Origin of the sequence: Actinopolyspora alba, from assembly GCF_900112765.1 — a bacterium.
GTDB classification, from domain to species: domain Bacteria; phylum Actinomycetota; class Actinomycetes; order Mycobacteriales; family Pseudonocardiaceae; genus Actinopolyspora; species Actinopolyspora alba.
On the sequence record NZ_FOMZ01000011.1, the window covers coordinates 17,324 to 42,224 of the forward strand.

General features: G+C 68.0%; 25 protein-coding genes. 14 read left to right on the top strand and 11 right to left on the bottom strand.

All coding sequences use genetic code 11. The features are described from left to right. Positions 1-36 precede the first annotated feature (36 nt). Positions 37-492, bottom strand: coding sequence for a pyridoxamine 5'-phosphate oxidase family protein (locus BM150_RS16900; RefSeq protein WP_092928409.1), 456 nt, complete (start codon positions 490-492; stop codon positions 37-39). Positions 493-706: 214 nt separating this feature from the next. Here BM150_RS16900 and BM150_RS16905 point away from each other — a divergent pair, with 214 nt between their 5' ends. From BM150_RS16905 to BM150_RS16915, 3 genes are all read left to right on the top strand, one after another. Continuing rightward, positions 707-1,690: a YeeE/YedE thiosulfate transporter family protein gene (locus tag BM150_RS16905; protein ID WP_092928278.1), complete on the top strand. Its 984-nt coding sequence runs from the start codon at positions 707-709 to the stop codon at positions 1,688-1,690. 97 nt (positions 1,691-1,787) lie between these two features. Then, positions 1,788-3,164, top strand: coding sequence for a serine hydrolase domain-containing protein (locus BM150_RS16910; protein ID WP_092928279.1), 1,377 nt, complete (start codon positions 1,788-1,790; stop codon positions 3,162-3,164). After that, positions 3,161-3,778, top strand: a complete 618-nt coding sequence (locus BM150_RS16915; RefSeq protein WP_092928280.1) for a TetR/AcrR family transcriptional regulator — start codon at positions 3,161-3,163, stop codon at positions 3,776-3,778. Before BM150_RS16910 ends, BM150_RS16915 begins: the two co-directional genes overlap by 4 nt. A gap of 123 nt (positions 3,779-3,901) precedes the next feature. Here BM150_RS16915 and BM150_RS16920 read toward each other — a convergent pair whose 3' ends face one another. Then, a complete protein-coding gene (locus tag BM150_RS16920; RefSeq protein WP_092928281.1) occupies positions 3,902-4,324 on the bottom strand; it encodes an IclR family transcriptional regulator domain-containing protein in 423 nt (140 codons plus the stop codon). A 40-nt stretch (positions 4,325-4,364) separates the two neighbouring features. Then, positions 4,365-5,645 (bottom strand): MFS transporter, encoded by a 1,281-nt coding sequence (locus BM150_RS16925; RefSeq protein ID WP_245755557.1) that lies wholly within the window; start codon positions 5,643-5,645, stop codon positions 4,365-4,367. 309 nt (positions 5,646-5,954) lie between these two features. Between BM150_RS16925 and BM150_RS16930 the strand changes: the two genes are divergently transcribed. From BM150_RS16930 to BM150_RS16955, 6 genes are read left to right on the top strand one after another with little or no spacing between them, the layout of a single operon-like run. Continuing rightward, the gene (locus BM150_RS16930) at positions 5,955-6,977 is read left to right on the top strand and encodes an iron chelate uptake ABC transporter family permease subunit (protein ID WP_092928411.1); all 1,023 of its coding nucleotides are present in this window, start codon (positions 5,955-5,957) and stop codon (positions 6,975-6,977) included. Next, the gene (locus tag BM150_RS16935; RefSeq protein WP_092928282.1) at positions 6,978-7,739 is read left to right on the top strand and encodes an ABC transporter ATP-binding protein; all 762 of its coding nucleotides are present in this window, start codon (positions 6,978-6,980) and stop codon (positions 7,737-7,739) included. It begins immediately after the preceding gene. Between the two features lie 30 nt (positions 7,740-7,769). Further along, positions 7,770-8,759, top strand: a complete 990-nt coding sequence (locus BM150_RS16940; protein WP_092928283.1) for an ABC transporter substrate-binding protein — start codon at positions 7,770-7,772, stop codon at positions 8,757-8,759. Between the two features lie 53 nt (positions 8,760-8,812). After that, the gene (locus tag BM150_RS16945; protein WP_092928284.1) at positions 8,813-9,631 is read left to right on the top strand and encodes a Rossmann-like domain-containing protein; all 819 of its coding nucleotides are present in this window, start codon (positions 8,813-8,815) and stop codon (positions 9,629-9,631) included. Beyond that, positions 9,628-10,665, top strand: coding sequence for a GHMP family kinase ATP-binding protein (locus tag BM150_RS16950; RefSeq protein ID WP_139219571.1), 1,038 nt, complete (start codon positions 9,628-9,630; stop codon positions 10,663-10,665). The genes BM150_RS16945 and BM150_RS16950 overlap by 4 nt, the downstream gene beginning before the upstream one ends. Continuing rightward, complete coding sequence (locus BM150_RS16955; RefSeq protein WP_092928285.1) at positions 10,586-11,632, top strand: pyridoxal-phosphate dependent enzyme; 1,047 nt, start codon at positions 10,586-10,588, stop codon at positions 11,630-11,632. The genes BM150_RS16950 and BM150_RS16955 overlap by 80 nt, the downstream gene beginning before the upstream one ends. A gap of 402 nt (positions 11,633-12,034) precedes the next feature. Here the strand turns inward: BM150_RS16955 and BM150_RS16960 are convergent, their stop codons facing one another. Beyond that, positions 12,035-13,156, bottom strand: coding sequence for an NADH:flavin oxidoreductase (locus tag BM150_RS16960; protein ID WP_092928412.1), 1,122 nt, complete (start codon positions 13,154-13,156; stop codon positions 12,035-12,037). A 145-nt stretch (positions 13,157-13,301) separates the two neighbouring features. Here BM150_RS16960 and BM150_RS16965 point away from each other — a divergent pair, with 145 nt between their 5' ends. Beyond that, positions 13,302-13,748: an RrF2 family transcriptional regulator gene (locus BM150_RS16965; protein ID WP_092928413.1), complete on the top strand. Its 447-nt coding sequence runs from the start codon at positions 13,302-13,304 to the stop codon at positions 13,746-13,748. Between the two features lie 129 nt (positions 13,749-13,877). On the opposite strand, the gene BM150_RS16970 is transcribed toward BM150_RS16965, so the two are convergent. Continuing rightward, complete coding sequence (locus tag BM150_RS16970; protein WP_092928286.1) at positions 13,878-14,324, bottom strand: DUF4232 domain-containing protein; 447 nt, start codon at positions 14,322-14,324, stop codon at positions 13,878-13,880. On the opposite strand from BM150_RS16970, the gene BM150_RS16975 reads away from it, so the two are divergent. Continuing rightward, complete coding sequence (locus BM150_RS16975; RefSeq protein ID WP_092928287.1) at positions 14,314-14,607, top strand: hypothetical protein; 294 nt, start codon at positions 14,314-14,316, stop codon at positions 14,605-14,607. The two genes, BM150_RS16970 and BM150_RS16975, sit on opposite strands and share 11 nt — an antisense overlap. 72 nt (positions 14,608-14,679) lie before the next feature. Here the strand turns inward: BM150_RS16975 and BM150_RS16980 are convergent, their stop codons facing one another. The 5 genes from BM150_RS16980 to exaC form a co-directional block, all read right to left on the bottom strand. Beyond that, on the bottom strand, positions 14,680-15,501 hold the full coding sequence (locus BM150_RS16980) for an SAM-dependent methyltransferase (protein ID WP_092928288.1): 822 nt from the start codon (positions 15,499-15,501) through the stop codon (positions 14,680-14,682). Positions 15,502-15,564: 63 nt separating this feature from the next. Then, complete coding sequence (locus BM150_RS16985) at positions 15,565-17,403, bottom strand: DUF2339 domain-containing protein (protein ID WP_092928289.1); 1,839 nt, start codon at positions 17,401-17,403, stop codon at positions 15,565-15,567. Positions 17,404-17,594: 191 nt separating this feature from the next. Next, a complete protein-coding gene (locus tag BM150_RS16990) occupies positions 17,595-18,185 on the bottom strand; it encodes a DUF6245 family protein (protein ID WP_092928290.1) in 591 nt (196 codons plus the stop codon). 285 nt (positions 18,186-18,470) lie between these two features. Then, positions 18,471-18,857 (bottom strand): DUF779 domain-containing protein, encoded by a 387-nt coding sequence (locus BM150_RS16995; RefSeq protein WP_092928291.1) that lies wholly within the window; start codon positions 18,855-18,857, stop codon positions 18,471-18,473. Then, on the bottom strand, positions 18,857-20,380 hold the full coding sequence (gene exaC, locus BM150_RS17000; protein ID WP_092928292.1) for an acetaldehyde dehydrogenase ExaC: 1,524 nt from the start codon (positions 20,378-20,380) through the stop codon (positions 18,857-18,859). Before exaC ends, BM150_RS16995 begins: the two co-directional genes overlap by 1 nt. A 251-nt stretch (positions 20,381-20,631) precedes the next feature. On the opposite strand from exaC, the gene BM150_RS17005 reads away from it, so the two are divergent. Together BM150_RS17005 and BM150_RS17010 are read left to right on the top strand one after the other, a co-directional pair. Then, positions 20,632-22,206, top strand: a complete 1,575-nt coding sequence (locus tag BM150_RS17005; RefSeq protein WP_245755559.1) for a GAF domain-containing protein — start codon at positions 20,632-20,634, stop codon at positions 22,204-22,206. Between the two features lie 364 nt (positions 22,207-22,570). Further along, positions 22,571-23,332 carry a polyamine aminopropyltransferase gene (locus BM150_RS17010; RefSeq protein WP_092928415.1) on the top strand — a complete coding sequence of 254 codons (762 nt, stop codon included), beginning with the start codon at positions 22,571-22,573 and terminating at the stop codon, positions 23,330-23,332. Positions 23,333-23,506: 174 nt separating this feature from the next. Here BM150_RS17010 and BM150_RS17015 read toward each other — a convergent pair whose 3' ends face one another. Beyond that, positions 23,507-24,187, bottom strand: coding sequence for a hypothetical protein (locus BM150_RS17015; RefSeq protein ID WP_092928293.1), 681 nt, complete (start codon positions 24,185-24,187; stop codon positions 23,507-23,509). 210 nt (positions 24,188-24,397) lie between these two features. Here BM150_RS17015 and BM150_RS17020 point away from each other — a divergent pair, with 210 nt between their 5' ends. After that, complete coding sequence (locus BM150_RS17020) at positions 24,398-24,838, top strand: hypothetical protein (RefSeq protein WP_139219572.1); 441 nt, start codon at positions 24,398-24,400, stop codon at positions 24,836-24,838. The last annotated feature ends 63 nt before the right edge of the window (positions 24,839-24,901 follow it).

Genomic DNA, 24,901 nt, shown 5'->3' on the forward strand with positions numbered 1-24,901 from the left:
GGGCAGGAGCTCGAACCCGTCGCACCGTCGCGTTGCTCAGCCGAGCCAGGTCCCGTGCCGCATGAGGTCGCGCCCCGCCAGTTCGTTGACCTCGCGCCACGCCTGCACGCGTCTCGGGTGGATCCTGAAGTACTGGTAGTCGGTTTTCAGCTTGCGCGGGTCGAACTCGGTCTTGGTCGCGAAGGCGTCGCCGAGGTCGGTCTCCACCTCCTCGGCGGTGAGAGAGATGGCGGTGCCGCGGACCAGCACGACGTCGCGGGTGTGGCCGAGAGCCAGCCGTGCCGACCCGTTCGCCAGCAGGTTGCGGGCCGTCGGGGAGCTGCGCGGAGTGGCGATGACGAACGCGGCCCCGTCCCACAGGAACGAGAGCGGGATCTGGCAGGGAGTGCCCTGCGGATCCGCCGTGGCCATCCAGGTGTCGACGTCGTTGGCGAAGCGGTCGCGCGCGTCGGCGATTCGCCGCGCCAGCTCGCGCGGGGCGTTCGCTGCCATGGGCTCTCTCCGATCCTGCAGCGGAACGACGAGCACGCACCGGTGGAGTCCGGTCGCCGCCCGGGTTCGTGGGAAGCGGTCGAGGTAAATGTATCGATGATCTTTCCGGGTGGCCATGTTCCGCACCGGTCGAATTCCGCGAGGACACCGACAGTTACATCCGCATATGATGGCAACGCCGAACAGCACCGGACCGTAGTGAGTGTGATGCGGCATGATCCTGGCGGTAGTCACGGGACTCGTAGCCGGGGTGCTCTTCGGCTACGTGCTGCAGCGAGGTCGGTTGTGCTTCCACGCGATCTTCGCCGGGATGTACGAACGAAGGTTCGCCCTGGCCCGCGCCTGGTTGCTCGCGGTGGCGTTGACCTCGGTCGGCCTGACGGTACTTTACGCGACTCCGGTGGGGCGAGGTCTCAATACCGGCCTGCCGCTGAGTCCGGTCGGCAACATCCTCGGCGGCCTGATCTTCGGTGTCGGTATGGCCGTGGCGGCCAGTTGCGTCTCCGGTCTGTTCTTCAAGCTCGGCTCCGGCATGCTCGGCGCTCTCGTCGGGCTGGGCGGGTGGGTGTGCGGCGAACTCGCGGCGAGCAGGGTGCGACTACCGGGGCCGACGGTACTGCCGGGCGGACTCGACGGGACGTTACCGGGTGTGCTGGGCGTTCCCCGCGCGGTCGTGGCGGTGCCGTTCGCGGTGTTGGTGGTCGTGCTCGGTTGGCGGTGGCGCGGGAGTGGTCACCGGCAGTACGCCTGGCAATGGCGCTGGCCCTTCGCGGGCGTCGCTCTCGCCGTGGTCGCCGTCGCCTCGTGGCTACTGGCCGGGCTGGGTGGAGCCGCCTTCGGCGCGAGCACCGTGGGTGCGGTGAGCGGCATCGCGACGGGCGATGTCAATTGGTGGCTCGTCGCGTTCCTCTGCGGAATCGTCCTCGGCGGATTCCTCGCTGCCCGGACGGCGGGAGGATGGTGGGTGCGCGGTGAAACGCGAGTGCGCTATCCGCGGTTGCTGTTCGGGGGATTCCTGCTCGGTTTCGGTGCGTTGCTCGCGGGTGGTTGCAACCTCGGACACGGGCTTTCGGGTGTCGCGCAGCTCAATGTCTCGTCGTGGCTGGTCGTGATCGCCTTCGCGCTGGGAATCGGTCTCGCCAGGAAGACGCAACGAGTTCTGTCCGCTCCGCCGGTGCTCTCGGAGAAGACCTATTGAGCCGACGTCGAGGTGGCGGAGCCCGCCCCACAAAACTGTCACTGATTGACATTAGTCATCCAATGACACAAACTGTCGGGCAGTGGAAGGAGTGGCGATGACGGATCTGTCGGGCCTGCGGACCTGGTTGGACGAGACCCTGCCCGAGCTCGCACGGCGGCACGGGGTGCCCGGTGCGGCCGTCGGCGTGCTCGCCGACGACCAGGTCGCCGAGGCGGCGACGGGCGAGCTCAATCTGCGCACCGGTGTTCCCGTCACCACGGACTCGCTGTTCCAGATCGGTTCGGTGACCAAGCTGTGGACGAGCACACTGGTGATGCAGCTGGTCGAGGAAGGAATGATCGAGCTCGACGCCCCGGTTACGCGTTACCTGCCCGACTTCCGACTCGCCGAGGAGGGGGTGGGCGCGGGCATCACCGTCCGGCAACTGCTCACCCACACCTCGGGCATCTACGGCGACGCCTTCGTACCCACCACCCGTGACGAGGACGCGGTGCGGCGCTACGTCGAGGACGTCGTGCCCACGCTCCCCCAGGACATCCCTTCCGGCGAAGGCATGTCCTACTCCAACTCCGGCTTCGCCGTGCTCGGCAGGATCGCCGAAGTGGTGCGCGCCAAGCCCTTCCAGCGGCTGCTGCGCGAGCACATCGGCACGCCGCTCGGCCTGCGGCACTGGGCGGTCACGCCGGAGGAGGCGCTGCTGCACCGAACGGCCGTGGGTCACGTGCCCGCTCAGGACGGGACTCCTGAACCGGCCCCGTTCTGGAACCTGCCCGCCTCCCTCGCACCCGCGGGCACCGTGCTGGCGATGGCTCCCCGCGAGCTGTTGGCCTTCGCCGGGGCGTATCTCGACGGTGGCGGGAAGCTGCTCGACCCGGCGACGATCGAACGGATGTGGCGCCCACACGTCCCGATCCCGGACATCGGCATGCTCGGTGGTCACTTCGGACTCGGCTGGATGATTTTCGACTGGGACGGGCAACGGGTCGTCGGCCACGACGGCGGCACCTACGGGCAGAGCTGTAGCCTGCGCGTGCTTCCCGAGGCCGGTATCGCTCTCGTCTCGCACGCCAACGGCGGGGAGAACGCCGCCTTCCACCGTGAGGTCGTCGCGCGGATCGCCGACCGGCTCGTCGGGCTTCGGCCACCCGAGCTGCCCACCCCGCCGGAACACCCCGAGGAAGTCGACCCCACGCGGTTCGCGGGTCGGTTCGACTCCTCGACGATGTCCCTGGAGGTGACCGTGCGGCCGGACGGCTCGGCCGTGGCGCGCTCGGAGGCGCTCACCGCCGAGGCCCGGCAGCTGCAACCCGAGCCGAGAGTGACCGAGCTCGTGCGGTTGGACGACGATCGGCTGATCGCCACCGATCGGCTCTTCGGGGCACACGAGGTTCTCGCGTTCTCCGGTGGCGGCCCCGGCAGTCCCGCCACCCACCTGTTCCACGCCGGCAGACTCACGAGGCGCACGGCATGAGCGGATCGCTGCGGCAACGGCAGAAGGACGACCGTCGACTGCGGATGATCCACGCCGCGCTCGAGCTGTTCGACGAGCACGGCTTCTCGGAAGTCGGCGTGGCCGACATCGCCGAACGGATCGGGATGTCCTACCGGACCATCTACCGCTACTTCCCGAGCAAGGAGGACGTGCTGCTCGGGCTGGTGATCGAGGGCAACCACGCGTTCCTCGAACGGGTCGACGAACGCCTCGGTGAGGGTCCTCTGCTCGTCACGTTCGCCGACGCCATGACCGAGGCGCTCGAGGAACTCTCCGAGCGGGTCGGCGAGGACGCCATCCGCAGGATGAGCGAGCAGATCGACCGGGTGGAGTCGGTCCGCGCTCGTGCGTTGCTGCACAGCGCCGACATGCGGGACCGGTTGGCCTCCTTGGTCGAGCGGCATCCCGCGTACGCCCCGGAGCGGCATTCCGAGATCCACCTGGCCGTCGAGGTGTTCGGGGCCGTCTCCGCCGAAGCGCAGCGCAGGTGGCGTTCCGCCCCGCCGGGCAGGGGGTCGTTGGCCGATGAGTTCCGCGCCGTGATGGCAGGGTTGCCCGCGGTGGTCCCGAGTTCGCCCGAGGCCTCGGCCTGAGCACCGGGGGAGAGCGGGCCGTGGTGGAGCGCGTACCCGGGTAAGCGATTCAGCGGCGTGTGCGGCGGGACGGATATGTGGTGCGTACGGCGGTGGAGCAGGGCCGACCACCCCTCTCCGTTTTCACCGAGCGATACCGCGATGCGCCTCGTGATCGTGCCCGGCCATCGTGCGGGAGATGCCGCGTGCCGCCGCCTGCAGGGCGGGCACGTGCATCCGCGCCTGGTCGTCGTTGGGCACGATCACCGACAGTGCCGCGACGACGGTGTTGTTCGGATCCCGCAGCGGCACGGCCACACCCGTGGCGCGGGTGTCGATGAAACCGCGGCACAGCGCGATCCCGCTTCGGCGTACTTCGGCCGACATCGCCCGGAGCTCGCCCGGATCCACGACCGTCATCGGAGTGTAGGCGTGCAGTGGTCCCGTGCGGATCTCCTCCTGCAGCCGGGTGGGGGGCGTGCGAGCTCTCCGGGAGAACCGACCACGGTGACAGTCCCGCCGCCGTCTCCTCGCCTTGTCGAGTGAGCTCGGCGGCTCGCTCGTCATCGCATACCTTGTCGAACTCGGTGGCGGCTTCTCGCCGGGTTCAACCGTTGGGAACCGTATCGCGCTTTCCCGACGCCTCGGACGTCGTCGATGGGCGGGTGAAATGCCGTGCGCCGGGTGCCGTCGCCGCCAACGCCGGTGCCGCGAAACAAGCCGCCGCACAGACCAACAGCACCCAGAAGTTCCCGGCGAGGGTCACGGCGGGTGCGATCAGCGCCAGTCCCAGTGGTGCCAGTCCGTAGGAGATCAGGAAGTCCAGGGCGGACACACGAGCCAGCTTGTCCGGTGCCACCTCACGCTGGGTCGCGGTGAACCAAGGGACGTTGAACAGTTCGATCCCGATTCCCGCCAACACGTAGCCTGCCACGAGTAGCGCCGGAGGCACCGGCAGCAGCAGTCCCAGTGGGGCGAAGCCGTAACCGGCCAATCCCGCCAGTGCCCAGAACCCCTGCGAACGGGGTCGCCACCACGTGACGAGCAGTGCCCCGAGTAGTGCCCCGGCGGTGTAGGCGGTCAGCGCGGCGGCCAGTACCGCCTCGGTTCCGTAGCGATCGCGACTGATCAGCGGCAGAACGACCCCGGTGGCGGAGTAACCGGTGGTGATGACGGTGGCCAACGCGGCCAGACCGGCCAGGAACCAGGGGTGCCCGCGTGCCTCGCGCAGTCCCTCGGTGAACTCGGAGACGAACGGGATGCCGCCCTCGCGGGATGAGCCTCCAGCCTTCCTGCGTCCGGTGGGAGGCAACCACGCCGCCACCAACCAGAGGCCTCCGGTGAGCAACAGCAGTGTGGCGGTGTCGACAGTGGTGGCCGCCAACGCGGTCGAACCCGGCGCGACCAGTGTCGTCACCCTCACCGACAAGGTCCGCGCGGCGTTGGCCTGTTGCAGCCGTGCCGAGTCGACGACCTCGGCGGTCAGGGCCTGAAACGCTGGCCTGCACGCCCCTTGCCCAGCCCCCACCAAGGCAGCTGCCGCTGCCATCAAGGTTTGCGAGGTCCCCAACCCGATCGGGAGGACGAACGTGGCCACGGCCGCGGTGAGTCCGGACAGCGTCACGACCGTTCGACTGGTGTAGCGGTCGGCCAGCACGCCGCCGACGGGTACGGCGAGCAGAAAACCCGCTGTGCGCGTCGCGAGCAGCACTCCGAGCGTCACGGCGCCGATGGTCCCGTCGAGCACGGCCAGGCCGAGCACGAACGGCAGTGCCCACGTGGCGAGCCCGGAAGCGGTCGTTCCTGCCCACAGCCGCAGGAAGTGCGGCTCACGAAGCAGCGACCGTCGTGGCGGGGCTTGCTCGGACTGTTTCTGTGCGGATGTCACCGGTTCTGCTCCCGTCACACGTGCCTACGGCGCTGCACGGGAGAACATTCCCCGATCGTCCACTTCGGATATCACCGACGGTCGCGGAACGTGGCGTCATTGTGACGGTTCTCCCAATGAACATCAACCGTAGACGAAAATGATTATCGTTTTCTATTATGCATCCTAAGCGACCCCGAAAACCGACCCCGACCCCCACACCCGCCCGCACGGAGCTTCGAAGACGGAGCGCACTTAGTGACCACATCGGATGCCCAGCCGACATCGGACACGCAGCCGGTCCGCCCGGCGAGCCGTCGGGAAAAGAGCCTGCTCACGACGGTCCTGTCGTTGGTGGTGGTGCTGGCGATCTCGATCCTGGTCGGTATCACCCTCGGTCCGGCTCCCGTGCCGCTGCCCGAGACCGTGCGCTACCTCGCCGCCGCCGTCACCGGAGGAACGATCGACGCGGCCGACGCGAGCGGGTATTCGATCATCTGGCAGGTGCGCACTCCGCGAGTGCTGCTCGCGGCGGTGGTGGGAGCGGGCCTCAGCGTCGTCGGCGTGGCGATCCAGGCCACCGTGCGCAACGCGCTCGCCGACCCCTTCATCCTCGGGGTCTCGTCCGGAGCCTCGGTCGGTGCCAGTGCCGTGGTCTCGTTCGGACTTTTCGCCGGCCTGGGGGTCTACGCCTTGTCCACCGCCGCACTGCTGGGAGCGCTGGGCGCCTCGGCCCTCGTTTACCTCGCCGCGCGTGGCAAGTCCGGGCTCACTCCGCTTCGCCTCGTACTCACCGGTGTCGCCCTCGCCTACGGGTTCCAGTCGTTGATGAGCGCGATCGTCTTCTTCGCTCCCTTCAGCGACTCGGCCCGCACGGTGCTGTTCTGGCTGATGGGCAGTCTGGGCAGCGCCACTTGGTCCGGTCTCCCGCTGGCCGCCGCCACCGTCGTTCTCGCCACGGTGCTGCTGCTGTGGAACTCCCGCGCGCTCGACGTGCTGGCACTCGGCGACGAGACCGCCGCGGGACTGGGCATGGACGCCACCGCCGTGCGCAAAAGGCTCTTCCTGCTCACGGCGATCGTGACCGGATGTCTGGTGGCGGTCAGCGGCGCGGTCGGTTTCGTCGGGCTCGTCATCCCCCATCTCGTGCGACTGCTGGTCGGTGCCAACCATCGCCGCGTGCTGACCATCGCACCGCTGATCGGTGCGATCTTCCTCGTCTGGGTCGACCTCGCCTCGCGGACGCTGTTCGCACCACGGGAGCTGCCGCTCGGCGTGATCACGGCGCTGATCGGGGTTCCGGTGTTCATCATTCTGCTGCGACGCCGCGGCTACCTGTTCGGAGGTCGGTGAATGTCGATCACACTCGACGGCCTGTCGGTGCACCTCGCGGGAGCCGAGCTCGTCCGCGATCTGCACATCGAAACGGCGGAAGGGGAAGTCCTCGGACTCGTCGGACCGAACGGCAGCGGCAAGTCCACCGCGCTGCGGTGCGTCTACCGGGCGCTGCAGCCGAGCAGGGGAGCGGTGCTGCTCGACGGTGCCGACATCTCCACCCTCGCGCAGCGTGCGTCCGCCCGGCACATCGCCGCTGTCCCGCAGGAGAGCAGCAACGATCTCGACTTCAGCGTCGCCGAGATCGTCGCACTCGGCAGGTTCCCGCACCACCGCGGGAACCAGCCGCTGAGCACCGAGGAACGCGCCGTCCGCGACGAGGCGATGCGTCGTGCCGACGTCGTGCACCTCGCCGACCGCGGTGTGCTGTCGCTGTCCGGTGGGGAACGCCAGCGGGTGCTGCTCGCCAGGGCGTTCGCGCAGCAACCCCGCGTGCTGGTCCTCGACGAGCCGACCAACCACCTCGACATACATCACCAGATCCGGTTGCTTCGCCAGCTGCGCACGGACTCGACCACCGTGCTGATCGCCATGCACGACCTCAACCTCGCGGCCGCCACCTGTGACCGGCTCGCCGTGCTCGCCAACGGGACGGTGCCGCACATCGGTACGCCCACCGAAGTGCTCACCCCCGAGCTGATCAACGAGGCGTTCGGCGTCACCCCCTCGATCGTCCGTCATCCGCGCACCGGAATCCCCCAGCTGCACTACGACATCTGATCACCGTTGTGAACAGGAGAGATACCCGCAATGACCTCACGCGTCGCCATCACGGTCCTGCTGACCACCTCGTTACTGGCAAGCGGCTGCGGAGCCAACGTCGCGCCCTCCTCGAACGGTGAATCCGGCACGGTCACCATCGACAACTGCGGGCGCACGATCGAATACCCCGAACCGGAACGCCCGGTCGCCTACGACATGAGCAGTACCGAGAAGATGTTCGCCCTCGGGCTGGCCGACCGCATGCGGGGCATCGTCATGCCCAGCACCGCCGACCCGTCGGTGAAACGCTCCCCGTGGCGGGAGGACTATCGCTCCGTCGAAACGCTCAGCACCGATGTGCTCAGTCTCGAGGTCGTCCTCGACGCGAAGGCGGACTGGGTCCTCGCCGGTTGGGAGTCCGGTTTCAGTCAGGCACGAGGGATCACTCCGAGCAAACTCGACTCCCTCGGGATACAGAGCTACCAGCACACCGAGAGCTGCTTCAACTACGGATCGGATCCGGTGCGCGTGCCACCGCTGGAAGCCCTCTACACCGATCTACGACAGATCGGCAAGATCTTCCACATCGAGGACCGTGCGAAGCGAGTGGTCACGGACCTGAAACAGCGCGCCCGAGAGCTTCGCGAGCAACGACCCCAAGGAACTCCGCCCCGGGTGTTCATCTACGACTCCGGAACCGACAAGCCCTTCACCTCCGGTGCTCAGGCGGCACCCAACGCCATCGTCTCGTTGGCGGGTGGGCGCAACATCACGCACGACCTCGACAAGCGCTGGACCACGATCGGGTGGGAATCGGTCGTGCAGGCGAATCCCGAAGTGATCACCGTCGTCGACTACGGGGACAAACCCGTCGAGGACAAGATCGCGTTCCTGAAGTCGTTCCCCCCGTTGGCGCAAACGCCCGCGATCAAGAACGACCGCTTTCACGTCATCGACTACGGAGCCGCCGTCAGCGGCCCCCGCAACATCGCCGCCGCCGAGAAGTTCGCCGACCACCTGCGCTCCATCGGGCGCTGACCCACGATCCCGCTCTCACCGGCTGTCCCTCTGATTCAGGAAAAGACATCACCATGACCGAAACAGCGACCCTTGACGCCCTGTTCACCGAGGTGCTCGGTGGTTCCGAGTCACCACGCCCGAGTGAACTGATCGCCACCAGTGTGTTCTGGATCCAGCACGGCACCCGGCTGGCGGGATCGACCACCGTCTACCGCAACCGCTACGTCCTCGTCCGGGTCGGGCAGTCGTACGGGGCCTGCGCCTTCGAAACGGGCGAGCTCGATCCGGAAGCTTGCTCCGGGGCCTCGGGCAGCGATCTCGCGACCCTGCTCCGTGCCGCACCACTCCCACTTCGTGTCGCCGCGCTCGACGCCTATCTCACCGAGACCGAGCACCACCGCGACCGTCCCGACGCGGAAGCCGTCACGTTACCGGCGGGAACTCCCGAGCAGCGGGCCCGAAGCCGGGACGAGGCGATCGCGGGACTCCTCGACGTCGCACCGGGGAGCAAGGTGGCGCTCATCGGTGTGGTCACCCCGCTCGTCGCGGCGCTGCGGGAGCGGGGATGCGCCTGTCTGCCCTGTGACTACAACCTAGACGCCACCGCGGACGGTGGACTGATCACCTCGGTCATGAGCGAAGTGCTCGAACCCGCCGACGCTGTCGTGGCGACCGGTATGACACTGGGCAACGGGACTTTCGACGGAATTCTGCGCCACTGCGGGAAGCGGAACGTGCCGTTGATCGTCTACGCCCAGTCGGGTTCCGCGGTCGCGAGAGCCTTTCTCGGCTCCGGCGTCACCGCACTGTCCGCCGAACCCTTCCCGTTCTCCCAGTTCGACTCCGGTACCACCACGCTGTACCGCTACCGCGCGGCCCACTCGTCATGAACGCACCCACCGACCGGAAAACTCCCCCGACCACCGGAACGGGCCAATCCGGCTGCCACCACGGTGAAATCCTGCAAGGGGCCTTCCTCGATGACCGAGGAGCGGCCTGCCGGGCTCTGGTGACCATGCCGCTGGCCGGCCCCCGCAGCAGCGCCGTCTTCGTGCCCGATCCCGACACGGCCCCGGACAGCGTGGTCATCAGCCCGAACGACCGAAGCAAGGCGCGGCGAGCGGCGGTTCTGACCTGCGAACTCTGTGGCAGCACCACGTCACGAACTCCGTGCGGCGGACAACTGCTCCTCAGCAGCGAGGTTCCCGACGGTCTCGGGATGGGGTCGTCGAGTGCCGACGTGCTGGCCACGATCCGCGCTGTGGTGGATGCCTACGCCGCGGACCTTCCCGCCGAGATCGTGTCGAGAATCGCGGTGTCGGCCGAACGTGCCAGCGATCCGCTGATGTTCGACGACAGGGCCCTGCTGTTCGCGCAACGGGAGGGCAGAGTACTCGAGGATCTCGGTGAGCGCCTTCCCCCGGCGGTGGTGGTGGGATGCCTCACCGAAGGTGCCACCGGCGTCGACACCCTGGAATTGGGTAACCACCACATCCGCGATCAGGACCTACGGGTCGGTGAACGACTGCGCGCACTGCTGCGAGAGGCCGTGGCCCGGTCCGACGTCGCCCTGCTCGGTCAGGTCGGCACCGAGAGCGCCCGGTACAACCAGCGCATCCTCGACAAGACCCAACTGGACTCGCTGGTGGAGATCGCCGATCGGGTCGGCGCTGTCGGCCTGCAGATCGCCCACAGCGGCAATGTCGCCGGTCTGCTCTTCGACCCGAGCCGGCCCGGTACGGGAGACCGGATCCGGACGTGCCTGTTCGAACTTGCCCGCAACGACATTCCCAGTACGCGAGTGTTCAGCACTCGGCCTCGACTCCGAAACGGTATTGGTGATCATGGACGAGCACATCGCGGACGCGGTCGCGCGCCCCGATCTGATCCGGCTGGACAGGGGACTCGTATGCCTTCGATTTGAGACGATGAAAGTCGTCTCCGCCCTGACGGCGGTCGAGCGATTGCTCGAACAGGGTCGTGTGCGGCCCGGGGACACCCTGCTGGACAGTTCGAGCGGCATCTACGCCTACGCGCTCGCGCTCGCCTGCCACAGGTACGGACTCGGATGTCACATCGTCGGCTCGACGACCATCGATTCCACGCTGTACAACCAACTCGTCCTGCTGGGCTGCCGGCTGGAGCAGGTCGAACCGTCGGCGGACCTCAAACTCGACCAGAGCCTGCGGGTGCGTCGCGTGCGACAACTGCTGGACGAGAACCCGCACTACCACTGGATGCGGCAGTACCACGACGACATTCACTGTCTCGGTTATCGCCCGATCGCGGATCGCATCCGCGCCGAACTGGGCGGTGAAGCACTCACGATCGTCGGCGGCGTCGGTTCCGGCGCCTCCACGGGTGCGCTGGCCAGATATCTCCGCGGCGCCGGAACGGATGTCGGGCTGGTCGGTGTTCAACCGTTCGGCAGCATCACCTTCGGCGCCGAGCACGTCTCCGACAGCGAGATGATCATCGCCGGGATCGGCAGTTCCATCCCGTTCGGCAATGTCGAGCACACCGCCTACGACACACTGCACTGGATCTCCTTCGACACCGCGCTGTCGGCGAGCACGGACCTGCTGCGCAGGCACGCCGTGTTCGCGGGGTTGTCCAGCGGCGCGGCGTACCTGGCCGCACGCTGGGAGCGATACGTCCGGTCGTCGGGGCCGGTGCTGTTCATCGCCGCCGACACCGGACACCGCTACAACGAAGCGGTGTTCTCGCGTGCCGAGTCGGCGGGGAACATCGCCGAGCTCGCACCGCATCCGGCGGTCGATGCCTCGGAGATCACGATGCCCTGGTCGCGGATGTGCTGGGGCCGTGCGGAAGGGCCGCCCAACGCGCGCGGCGACGAGGAACGAGAGGGGATGCCGGTGAAGTGGTCCTGATGAGAGCGTGGCCCGGTGGGCGTGGCACAAGAAGATCAAGACATCTTCATCCGGTTTCATCCCGTGCCACCCCCGGTGGGAGCACAGTGCTGGAAGATGAGGTCGACATTACGCACGTCGCTGTTGGTGGCGGCCCTCGTGCTCCCCGCCGAGTGTCTCCGAATCGACATCGCGACCACCCACCGTGCCGAAGGACGACGACCGCGACGCTCCCAGGGACGATCGGGACGACCAAGATGATCGTGATGACGACTGATCCGGTCGGCGTGGCTGCTCGGCCGGTGTGAGAGGGCCTCGCCGGAGCGTCACTTCGCCGTTCCGGCGAGGCCTTCGGGCAGTAGCCGCCGCTGTTTCCCGCGATGAGGGGCTGCGACCGGAGCTCGCCACTCACCCGGCGGTTGATCAGTACAGCGTGCTCATCGCCTCCCGGGTGAACGGGACGAGTTCCTTCTCCCGGCCGTCGAGCACCTTCCGGCTCCACTCCGGATCGGCCAGCAGGGCGCGGCCGACCGCGACGAGGTCGAACTCCTCGCGCTCCAACCGTTCGGCCAGTCCTTCGACGCTGGCCACGTTGGTGCCCGCTCCCTCACCGAGGGTGGCGGGGTCGAACACCGCGTCCAACCCGACCGAGCCGACGGTGATGACCGGCTTGCCGGTGAGCTTGCGGGCCCAGCCACCGATGTTGAGGTCCGGGTCGGATTCGGGGAACTCGGGCTCCCAGTAGCGGCGTCCGGAGGCGTGGAAGGCGTCGACCCCGGCCTCGCTCAGCGGGGTGAGCATCTCCTGCAGCTCGTCCGGGGTTTCGGCGAGTTTGGCGTCGTAGTTGTCGGCCTTCCACTGCGAGAACCGCAGCACCACGGGGAAGTCCGCCGATACCCGCTCACGCACGGCAGCGATGATGTCGGCGGCGAACCTGGTGCGCTCCACCGGGGAGCCGCCGTAGGCGTCGGTGCGCCGGTTGGTGCGTTCCCAGAGGAACTGGTCGATCAGGTAGCCGTGCGCGCCGTGCAGCTCCACACCGTCGAAGCCGATGTGCTCGGCCTGCCGCGCCGCTTCGGCGAAGGCCTCGACGAGTCGTTCGACGTCGGTGAGGGAGAGAGCCTCGCCCGCCTGCCGGGTGCCGTCCAGCGCGATACCGGAGGGGCCGACCGAGGGAGCTTCGGGAACCGGTGGCTTGCCCGCCCTGCGTTGGATGCCGACGTGCCACAGCTGTGGCATGATCTTTCCACCCTGTTCGTGCACCGCTGTGACGACGTCGCGCCAGCCCGCCAATGGGCCCTCCTCGTAAAACCGCGGCACGTTCTTGCCGTCCCCGGCCGAGGGGTCGTCGATGTAGGTGCCCTCGGTGATGATCAGGCCGGTTCCCGCGGCGGCGCGCCGCGCGTAGTAGGCGGCCACGTTCTCGTCGGGAATCCCATCGGGTGACTGGCCACGGGTCATCGGTGCCATGACCAACCGGTTCGGTAGCTCCATCGATCCGAGAGCGAACGGGCGGGCGAGTGCCTGCGCTGCGCGAGCGGACATGCGGTCTTCCTCCTGCTGCACGTAAAAAGTGTTCCTTTTGAAGATACACTTTCTTGTGCGGGGGATCGCGGCGGCGTTGCTAACCTGGGGTGCCGGCCGGTGGGAGCGCTCGGCCGAGGTCTCGACGGAGGGAGGTGTTGCCCGCGTGCTGGACATCCGGTTTTCCAGCTCCCTGATGGCGATGCTGCTTCTCGCCGTCGCCGACGAGGGAGGGGAGCCGAACCTGAGCTCCGCCCAGCTCGCCGAGCGGATGGACACCAACGCGAGCCTGGTTCGCAAGCTGCTCCTACCGCTGGCGCGTTCCGAACTCGTCGTCTGCACCAAGGGACGCACGGGGGGAGCCCGGTTGGCGCGGGCCGCCGAGGAGATCACGCTGGCCGAGATCTATCGCTGCTCGACCGGCGACAAACCGCTCTGGAACTGCCGTACGGGCGGTGAGCACGACTTCCGGGGTGCCGCGAACGCGCAGGCCTACTTCGCCGAGCTGACCGAGGACGTGGAGCGGGCCGTGCTCGACGCGCTCGGTGACCGCACACTCGCCGACGGTGTGCGCGAGATGCGACGTCTCGACCGGGAGCCGACGCGGGAATAGCTCATTGAAGTTTTCCGACCGGGTTGTCGGACTGCTCGCCTGGCGGAACCTCCCGTACGGCTCGCCGGTCTCGGGACGCTCGATCTCGGTCGGCCGTCCGCACGACGTCGCTCCGCCGCCCGGAGAGTTCTAGCGGAACCAGGCGCGGACCCCGAGCTCGCCGGTACTGCCGAGGTTGACGGTGATCTGGTCGCTGTCCTGCCCGGACGAGTTCCGTTCCCTGCCGACCGGTATCACGGGCTGCCAGGGGCGGCCCCGCGCCGGAGCGATCCTCAGGTACTCACCGACCTGCGGGGCGTTCATGCTCGCGTGGGTGTTGCGCCACATCAGCTGGGCCTCGGCGCGCTCGCCCGGTCGCACCGTGATCGCCTCCGGCGGCGTGTCGAAGCCGTCGACGATCGCGATGTCCGCCGACCCCCGCTCGACACGGACGTCCAATGTTCGCCGCTGCTCGTCCAGCACGCGTACGCGTGGGTAGCCGTTCAGCGTGTAGGGCCGGTCACCGCAGTTGGTCAGCTCGACGTGCATCAGCCGCAGGCCCATCGCCACTTCCACCAGGTCGGTCGTGAGACGCACCCCCGTTTCCGGGCAGTCCGATGCCGACGAGTTCGTGGGTGTGCTCGAAGGCGCGGAGCCCACGCCCGTTCCGGCGGAATCCTCGACGGCCGAGGTGGTGGGGATGGACGCGGCCGACGAGGGACCCGACGACGCTTCCCCGACAGGTTGTGTCGGACGAGCGGCGCAACCGGTCACGAGGACCGCCATGACGAGCGGAAACAGCGTCACGATCCACCGGGGGCTCATGGTGGTCATGATCGCACGGATCGACATCGGTGGTTGCCGAGCGGCATTCCGGTGATGACCACGGTGGCAGCGGCGGGCGCAGTGAGATCTCCGGTGGAATCCCGCGATTCGGCCACGATTCCGTGAGCTACGGCAGGATTCCGACGGCGCCGTAGACGTTGCCGCGCCGAGCCTCCTCCTCGGTCACGTATCGGTCGGGGCGCCACAGCGATGCGGGCACCACTCCCGGGACCAGCAGTTCGTAGCCGGGCAACAGCGCGGCGACCTCCTCACTGGTGCGCAGGTACAGATTCGGCGTGGAGGTGTCGGCCAGCAGGGAGTGCAGCGCCGCGACCTCCTCGTCGGTACGGCTCAGCTGGGCGTTGTTGGACAACGCCAGCGCACTGCCCGCCGCGCAGGCTTCGCGGTAGCGGGACACCAGCCCCGCACCGTCGGTGGTGGGAAGAATGTCCAGGATCCCGAACGCCAGCACCGCGATCGGGCGGGTGAAGTCCAGCAGGCCCGCCACTCCGGCAGCGTTGAGCACGGTCTCGGGCTCGCACACATCCGCCTCGGTGACCGTCACCCGGTGCTCCTCGGCCCCGAGCAGGTGTCGGGCGTGGTGGCAGGCCACGGGTTCCCAGTCCACGTAGGCCACGCGGGCGGACGGCTCGTGCTGGTGGGCGATCTCGTGCACGTTGCCCACTGTCGGTACACCGGAACCGAGATCGAGGAACTGGTCGATCCCGTGCTCGGTGACGAGGGTGCGGACCGCGCGGCCCAGAAACGCGCGGTTGGCCCAGCAGTAGTCCCGTTCCGTTGGTACGAGCCGCAGTGCTCGTTCGGCCACGGTCCGGTCGATCGCGAAGTTCGCGGATCCACCGAGGTGGTAGTCGTACATCCGTGCGATGTTGGGTTGGTCGAGGTTCGCGTGCTCGATCTGGGAAGCCGACTCCGCGTCGTGCGACATGTCGACAGCCTAACTCCCCGCACGGATCGGAGATCAATATTACTCCGAGTACGAGGTACGAGTTCATCCGACCGGCGAGTCGTCGCTCAACGCTCGCGCGTAACGCACTCCGGCCGACAGCAGCACCAAGCCGGTGCACAGGAACGCCACCACCCGCGCGAATCCGTCCAGAGCGGCCAGATCGAACAGGAACAGTTTGGTCAGCGCCACCGGAAGCAGCACCATGCCGGCGACGCGGAGCGAAGGCAGCGTGATGCCGCGCAACAGCAACGCGATCGCGAGGCCGACCCAGCTCAACGTGATCAACACGTGCCCGGTGAGGAACCCGGAACGGTCCTGCTGGAACAGCGACACCAGTGCCATCGTCGCGCTGGCCGTGCCGTACAGCACCAGGACCCCGGACAGCAGCCACAGGGTCTTCGCCGAGGGTGGGCGGGACAGCACGCCGAGGCGCACCCCCGCGAGCGGAATCGCCACCGCGACCAGCGCGGTCAACACGCCCACCAGAACCCCGGCGACCCCCGCGGAACGCGACACCAGCACCAGCAGCCACGGCGGGATGTCTTGGTGCAGCGCCATGAGCGTGCCGAGCGTCGCGTAGCTCAACGCCCCGAGCAGTACGCCGGGACTGCGCAGCCACAGCGCCCCGAGCGTCAACAGCAGTGCCTCGCACAGCAGCGCCGTCGCCCAGGCCGAGGCGTCGAGCGAGATCATGGTTGCCTGCATCGCGGCCAACGCCGCGAGTCCGCCCGCCGCGGTGGTGAACTTCGCCGGGACCCGATCGCGCCAGCTCAGGAGGAATCGCGAGCCCCACAGGATCGCCAGCACCACGGCCACGCCCGCAGCGAGCGCGGCCGCGAACGGACGCTGCACCAGCGGTGTGGCCAGCAGGACCGGTACCGGTGCGGCCACCAGCGCCGCGATCGCGGTGTTGTCGTCCTGACGAAGGACGGCGGTGAGCGTGGCCACCACCATCCCCAGCAACGAGGCGGCGCTCACCACGAGTATCACGGCGATGTGATCGGTCGCGGTCAGCATCGCCCAAGCGTCGGCGAGGATCGCGGCGATCACCACGGGCAACGCGGCGACCCCGGCCAGTTGCCGCCACCCGTGCCGGAGCTGCACCGGGGTCGCCGCCAGGTGCAACAACGCCAGAAAACCGACCAGGGTCGCGTTCGGCTCCCCGGTGACCAACGGTGCGCACACCGCGCACCCCACCACGACTCCCACTGCCACCGGCTGGGCACGCCACCGGTCGGACAACAGCAATCCGCCGCCCGCGATGACGAACCCCGCGGTGAGACCACCGAATATCGGCAGGTAGTCGTACAGCACGGTGGCCGCCACCGTGTCCAGGTACAACGCGGCGAATCCCGTCGCGGCCAGCGCGTAACTGCCGGATGTGCCGCCGGGTCTGCCGCGTACTCGGAAAGCCACCGCCAGCAGCACCGCCCCCAGACCGGCACCGCCGAGCACGCGGGTGGCGGGGCCGAGCCAACCACGTTGGACCGCCAGCACCAGCAGGAAGACCACGCCGAGCAGCGTCACCGCCCCGCCGATCCAGGCCAGCAGTCTGCTCGGAGTCCAGCCGTGTCCCACGGAACGGGACTCCGGAATTCGCTGTTCCCCGTCGCCCGTGATGACGGTCGCGGGCGGTGCCGGTTGTGCGTGCCACGACGGATCGAACGGGGCGGGTTCGACGTTCGGCGGAGGTGGAGCCTGCGGTGTCGAATCCCGCGGTACCGAAGCGGACGGATCGGGGAGTGGCTGTTCCCCGGAATCATGTGGTGCGGGCCGGTTCCCCCGGAGGTGTACAGCACCGGCGAGGACGTCGAGCCGTCGGCTCATCTCGGCGAGTTCGGCGGCGACCGCTTCCAGCGTGTGGTGCTCCGGCTCGGACATACTCCCCAAAATGCTGGGTACGACACCGAACGGGGAACAGTACGAATACTCAGATCTCCGCGTTGTGCCTACTTACCAGGCCACTCCACCGATTTTTCGCTTCCTCCCGCAGTGGAGGCCGTTCGGCGGACCCGCGTGTTGCCCAGCCAGTGAACGGCTGATTCCGGAGCCGGGTGGCGAGCTCGGTCGGTTCAGGACTCGGAACTCCCGGAATCCGACCCGGATCGGGCCCGTTCGGTCAGCGCGCGCAGCTGGTCGATGTTCTCGGCAGCGCTGCTCAGCGCCTGGTGCGCCGTGTCGAGCTGTTCGGCGACCGAGTCGATATCGGCCTGCTCGGTGAGGGTTTGGCTGGCCGCGCTCACGGACAGCAGCCGATCCAGTCCTTCGGCGGTCTGAGCGGCGGCCACCTGGACCGGCCCCGCCTGTTCGGATTGGGCGCTCTCCCGCAGCGGGGATGCGAGCCGCAGCAACTGCCACCGCAGGAATTCGAGCATGCTGGTCTGATCGCCCGCGACTCCCGCCGTTTGCTGCTGCTGCAGATAGACGGCGGTGCGTTGTTCGGCGTCGAATTCGCCGGACTCGTTCAGGATCGCTTCGAGCTGGGCGGCCCCGAGCAGTGCGTTGGCCAGGTAGGCGCGGTAGACCGCTTCGCCGCCGATTCGTTCGGCCGCTGCCGCGTGTTCGTCCGCGGTGTTCGTCCCGCGATAGTGGCCCAGCGCTTGCAGTGCGGTGGCCAGTTGGTCGACCGCGGCGGGCTGATCGGTTTCCGACGAGGTGCTCATCGTCGCGCAGCATAACGGTCCGCGTGGGCGAGTCGTGGCGGTGAGGGGCCCGGCGAGGGAGCGTTCACGCCGCCGCCCACCTGGTCGGAGCAGCGGAGCCGGTTTGGCCCGCGCGAGTGTGACGCGGTTCGTTTCGGGACGGGGAAGGCGTGTGGAAGCCGCGTGCGCGCAGGCAGGGCAGGCCCGTCCCCGCGGCCGTTCGCTGAGCCCCGCACCCGGGTTGACCGGGATCGCCCGGCCGGTCGACTGCCGTGTGGCGAGGCCAGCCGACCGGCCGAAGTGGTCTCATGCCTCGAGCCAGGCCAACTCCTCCGAGGTGAGCAGGCGTGAACGGAGCAGGAACCGCACCCCCTCGGGTGCCTCCAGCGAGAAGCCGCTACCTCGACCACTGACCACGTCGATGGTCAGGTGGGTGTGCCGCCAGTACTCGAACTGCGGTCCCGACATCCACACCTCGACGCCCTCGGCGACGCCGTCGATGTCCAGATCACCGAGGTGCACGTCGTTGACCCCGGTGCGGAACTCGCCGCGGGGATAGCACATCGGCGCGCTGCCGTCGCAGCACCCGCCGGACTGGTGGAACATGACGTGACCGTGCTGCTCGACCAGGCGGCGGATGAGTTCCGCCGCCTGGTCGGTCACGGCCACCCGTTGAGGGGCCGGTGTGTCCATCAGAACAGTCCCATCGCGCTCTCCGAGTAGCTGACCAGCAGGTTCTTGGTCTGCTGGTAGTGATCGAGCATCATCTTGTGGGTCTCCCGCCCGATGCCCGACTGCTTGTAGCCGCCGAACGCGGCGTGGGCGGGGTAGGAGTGGTAGTTGTTCACCCACACGCGACCGGCCTGGATGTCCCGGCCCGCGCGGTACGCGGTGTTGCCGTTGCGGGACCACACCCCCGCGCCGAGGCCGTAGAGCGTGTCGTTGGCGATCTTCATCGCGTCGTCGTAGTCGTCGAACGAGGTCACCGACACGACCGGCCCGAAGATCTCCTCCTGGAATATCCGCTGCTTGTTGTGGCCCTCGAAGATGGTGGGCTCGACGTAGTAGCCGCCGGAGAGCTCACCACCCAGCTCCACCCGGTTGCCGCCGGTGAGGATCCTGGCCCCTTCCTGCTTGCCGATGTCTATGTAGGACAGGATCTTCTCCAGCTGGTCGTTGCTGGCCTGCGCGCCGATCTGCGTGTCGGTGTCCAGCGGGTGTCCGGGAGTGATGTTTTTGGTGCGGGCCACGGCGTCGGCCGTGAAGTCCCGGTAGATGCCGGACTGGACCAGCGCCCGCGACGGGCAGGTGCACACCTCGCCCTGGTTCAGCGCGAACAGGGTGAATCCCTCGAGCGCCTTGTCGTAGAAGGCGTCGTCGGCAGCGGCGACGTCGTCGAAGAAGATGTTCGGGCTCTTGCCGCCGAGCTCGACCGTCACCGGGATGATGTTCTCGCTGGCGTACTGCAGGATCAGCCTGCCGGTGGTGGTCTCTCCGGTGAAGGCCACCTTGCGTATCCGCGGGTTGGACGCCAGTGGTTTGCCCGCCTCCACGCCGAACCCGTTGACCACGTTCACCGTGCCCGCCGGAAGTAGATCGGCGATCACGTCGAGCAGCACGTGGATGGAAGCCGGCGTCTGCTCGGCAGGTTTGAGGACGACGGCGTTGCCGCCCGCCAGTGCCGGAGCCAGCTTCCACGTCGCCATCAGGATCGGGAAGTTCCACGGGATGATCTGCGCGACCACGCCGAGCGGTTCGTGGAAGTGGTAGGCGACCGTGCTCTCGTCCACCTGCGACAGCGTGCCCTCCTGGGCACGCAGCGCACCGGCGAAGTAGCGGAAGTGGTCGATCGCCAGCGGGATGTCGGCCGCCAGCGTCTCGCGAACCGGTTTCCCGTTCTCCCAGGACTCCGCCACCGCGAGCTTTTCCAGGTTCCGCTCCATGCGCTCGGCGACGCTCAGCAGTATCCCGGCGCGTTCGGCGGGCGATTTCCTGCCCCAGGTGCTCACCGCTGACTCGGCCGCGTCGATCGCCCGTTCCACGTCCTCGGCAGTGCCTCGTGCCATCTCGGTGAAGGGTTTACCGGTGACCGGGGTGGGGTTCTCGAAGTATCCGCCCCTGGCGGGACCCACGTACTCGCCGCCGATGAAGTGGTCGTACCGAGAGCGGTACTCGACGACCGAGCCAGCTGTTCCCGGCGCTGCGTATTGGCCCATGTCCGTACCTCCGTGCGGCGTCGTGACTCGTTGGCCCCCGAGAAGCGGTCACCCGTCGTCGGGACGGCTCGGGGACGTCGCACGGCACCGTAGAGTCGTTCACGTTGCAGTCACGTTGCGTGGACGAGCTCTCCCCCGCTCGGCTACCTCGATCGTTCGAGACCTTGTCCGTTGCGCGGATCACACGGCAGCATGAATTGACTCGCGCCGGTGTCGGATCCGGTGCCCGAACGTTCCGCGAGGCTCCCCGCGTGGTCGACTTCTCCATGAGGCATCTCGACGAATCATCAGGCGATCCGCTGCGACAGGCCCGGTTGCTCGAACAGGTGCACGCCGCCGTGCTCGGAGGCGACGAAGCCGCCGGTGAGCGCGTGCCCGGGAAACTAGGGGAGCAGTGTTCACCACGTCCGGTCGTGGTGGAGTCCTGGCGGCGATCGCTGGCGGCGCGGATCGACCCGAACGGGTGGCAACCTCCCGTCGAGTTCGAAACCGCCGCACTTCCCGAGATCAGGGCGGAGCACCCGTTGGCGGAGTGCGTCCCCCTGCTGCGGGAAACGCTGTTGGAGGCCGCCGGGGACACCCCGCACATCATGATCGTCACGGACGCGGCGGGGACCATCCTGTGGCGGGAGGGGAACCCGGAGGTCTGCCGCGAGGCCGACGACGTCCTGCTCAGCGAGGGAACACGCTGGTCCGAGGACGCCATCGGCACGAACGCGATGGGGACGACGCTGGCCACCGGCACACCGGTACGCATTCATTCCGCCGAACACCTGGTGTGCACCTACCACGCGTGGACGTGCGCGGCCAGTCCGGTGCACGACCCGGAAACCGGGGCGCTCCTCGGCTCCATCGACGTCAGCGGACCGCTGCACACCATGCATCCGGCTCTCACCGCGCTGGTGACGGCCGCGGCCCGGCTGGCGGAGAACCGGTTGACTGATCGGATGCGCCGCGAGCACGAACGCCTCCGGCAGCGACACCTTCCCTCGCTGCGTGCGCTCCGGGGCGAACCCGCTGCGCTGCTCGGTCCGCGAGGTCATGTGATCGAAACGACCTCCGGTGAGCTGAACCTGCCCGAACGGGTCGAGCCGACTCGGCCCGAAGCGGGGATCGCGGTCGGGGACGACAGGCGGATCGTGCTGGAACCGCTCTCCGGGGGCTACTTGCTGCGCGCGCCACGTCGAAACCGGTCACCCCGTGGCGGGGCGACCGGAGTGACGCGTACCCCCGCTCCCGCCGCCGTGCGGCACACGCTCCGTCTCGGGTTGATGAGCGAATACCCCACCGCGGAGTTGGACGGGCGGCGGCTGGAGTTGGGAACGAGGCACGCCGAGTTGCTCGCCGCGTTGGCGCTGCGTCCGGCCGGGGTGAGTTCCGAGCGGCTCGCCCTGCTCGTGCACGGTGAGCGGGGTAACCCGGTCACCGTTCGTGCCGAGATTCATCGGCTGCGCAACCAGATCGGGTGTGCTGTCGTACGAACGAAGCCCTATCGGCTCGACGCCTCCATCGAAACGGATTTCCACGAGGTGCGCCAGGCGCTGTGCGAGGGTGCGGTGCGATCGGCGCTGGCCGCACACGGGGCCGGTCTGTTGCCGGGCTCGGAGGCCCCGGTCGTTCGGGAGGAGCGGGAGGAACTCGCGGCGGGTTTGCGCAGCGCGGTGATGGGCAGCGAGGACCCCGATCTGCTGTGGAGCTATGCGAGCACCGAGCACGGCAGGGACGACATCGAGGTGCTGGAGCAGCTGTTGACCCTGTTGGCTCGGGGCGACTGGCGACGTGCCGGAACCCGGGCGCGGCTCGCCCGGCTGCTGCGGGAGCAGTGACCGTAGTCGCTTCGCCGACCAAGGGCCGCTCGAGCCGGGAGAGCACCTCCGCCCGGAGTCCGATCAGCGGGAGGGCGGTTGGCCGCTCGGCTCGGTCGTGGTGTCCACGCCGACGGCGAGACTGACCTCGTAACCGTTCCGCACGTCGCCCGTCCGGACAGGTGACTACGGAGTACGTCACGGCGAACGGGTAAGAGACTTTCCCACCATCACGAACCGGGCCGGACGAAGACGGGGCGGTGTGCGTATGCTGCTGTCGCGATCTTCGCGGCAGCTGTCTCGCGTACCCGACATCACGTGGTGCCCGTCCCGCCGCATCATCGGTCGGTGACGCGGAATCCACCACACTGAAGGGATGCCACTGGTGAGCGCTCGTTTCGAGGAACTGGATTGGCGTGAGACGTCGATCGGTGCGGTCAGCCTGCGCCGTCGTTGGGACCGCTCGTTGGAGCGGGACGTGCACGAGATCAAACTGGACGATGAATTCCTCATGTCCAGCCTGTTCACCGTGGCGGAGGTCGAACTCGCGCGGCTCGGACTGGCCGCCTCGTCCGCGGCCGAGCTCGACGTGGTGGTGGGTGGGCTCGGACTCGGCTACACCGCCCGAGCTGCCCTCGATGAGCCGAGGGTGCGCTCGTTGTACGTGGTCGAGTCGCTCGGAGAGGTCATCGAGTGGCACCGTCGTGGTCTGCTGCCGTTGGGGGCGGAACTGACCTCGGACCCGCGTACCCGGCTGGTGCACGGTGACTTCTTCGCGATGCTCGGTGCCGGAACCGGTTTCGACGTCGAGGCGCCGCGACGACGGTTCCACGCCGTGCTGCTCGACATCGATCACTCGCCGACACACGTGCTGGATCCGAGCCACGCCTGGTTCTATGAGCCCGAGGGGTTGCGCCGACTCGCGGAACAGCTCGAACCGGGCGGCGTCTTCGCGCTCTGGTCGGACGATCCGCCACGGGAGGAGTTCACCGCCGCCCTCTCGGAAGTCTTCGACACCGTTCGGGCGCACGTCGTCACGTTCGACAACCCCTACACCGGCGGGGAGTCCAGCAACACCGTCTACACCGCCGTACTGGGACACCTCGAACGGCAGGCGGACGGAGATACCGGCGCGCACCTCGTGTGAGGCTCTGTACCGAGCGCTTCTTCGGGCCCGAAGCGTTGTCGGTTCGCCTCGCATGCCGCGGTGAGAATCCGGTGCGCGAGCGGTGGGCCGCCACCTCGGTCCTGGAAGTACGGGTGGCGGCCGTTGGGGTTTCTGATCGACGGTGGGGCAAAGCGTCAGCGAGCGCGCTGGAGTTCATCCAGCACTTCTGGCCAGTGCGACGGCTGCTTCCGCGGTCGAGTCGAGGACCTGCTTCGGCACGTTGCCGGTGCGGGACTCGGTCTCGCCCACGAACACGGTGCCCCGACGAAGGGTCGAGTCGTAGTGGTGCCCGGTGAACCGCACCGTGGACAGGACGGGACGAATGTCTCCGGTGCCGTGTTCGTCGATCAGGGAGCGGAGATCCCGCGCCGCGGCACTGGAACGCATCCGGACGCGCGATACGAGTACCGAGATCGTCCCGCTGTCGTAGTCCACGGGAAACTGGAACCGCCGCAGATCTCGGCACGGTGTCCGGACGAAGAAGTCACGCACCTCTCCGTAGGTGGCGGCCACGCATTCCACGGCACTCCTGGTGACGCGGCGCCCCCGGCGAAGACCGAGCCGCTTCCAGGCGCGTTCGCGGTTACCGCGTTTCACGTCCCGACGTGCTTTCGAGAGGTTCCTCCCGATACCGCGGACCACGGCCGTGTCCGCTGTGGACATGCTGGCCGTGGTCGTTCCCGAACCGCCGAGAGTCACGCCGCCGGTAGCACCTCCGCTCGCCCACACGGCCAGTGCCACGCCGCCCGCTACAACTGTCGCCTTCCCCTTGCCGTTCCCGCCCCGGATCGGGTATCTCGTGCCGTCCTCGCGGGTTCTGATCGGTGGCGTCATGTCTTCCTCCTTTTGTCGGAGAAATCCTGCGACAGCCACTAGGAGTGTTGGGAATCAACGCATAAATTTAGCCCTTTCGTGTTACGATTGGTTACGCTCGTCAGTATCGACAATTGCTTGGAGTGACTGGCAGCGTTCCGGTGCGATAGCGTAAGTTCCGTCCGCACAAGACGACGCTCTTTCCGTTGGGAGTGATCGACGGTGCTTCCGGTGACGGCCGAAACCCTGCTTCGGCGGCGTGACGGAACTTTCGGCGCTCTCGACGAAACCGCGCGAACACGACGTGGTGAGTACGTCGAGGGCGCGATCGTGCTCACGGTGTGGGGTGTGGAGGTGCTGGACACGACCCTGTGGGACGATGTGGATCACTTGTGGGGGTACCTGGCCGACATGGTCGAGGACCTTGTCGATGGAAAGGACTGCGGCACGTATTTTCCGGATCAGCCCGTCGAACTGTCTTTCCGGAACATTCCCCGGGAGCACGTGGTGGTTTCCGTGCGAGCGGGTGAGGAGAAGCGAACCGCCGCCGCGCCGAAGGACGCACTCCTCGACGCGTTGCGCACGGCGGGGAACGAGTTCTTCGACTGGCTGGATCACGTCGCCCCCGTCGCTTTGGGGCAGGAACGCGCGAAACTGAACCACCGACGGTAGTGCGAATTTCGCACCCCGCCGCATCGTCGCGCTACCGCGTCCGGAGATGCCCGTTCCTCCGGC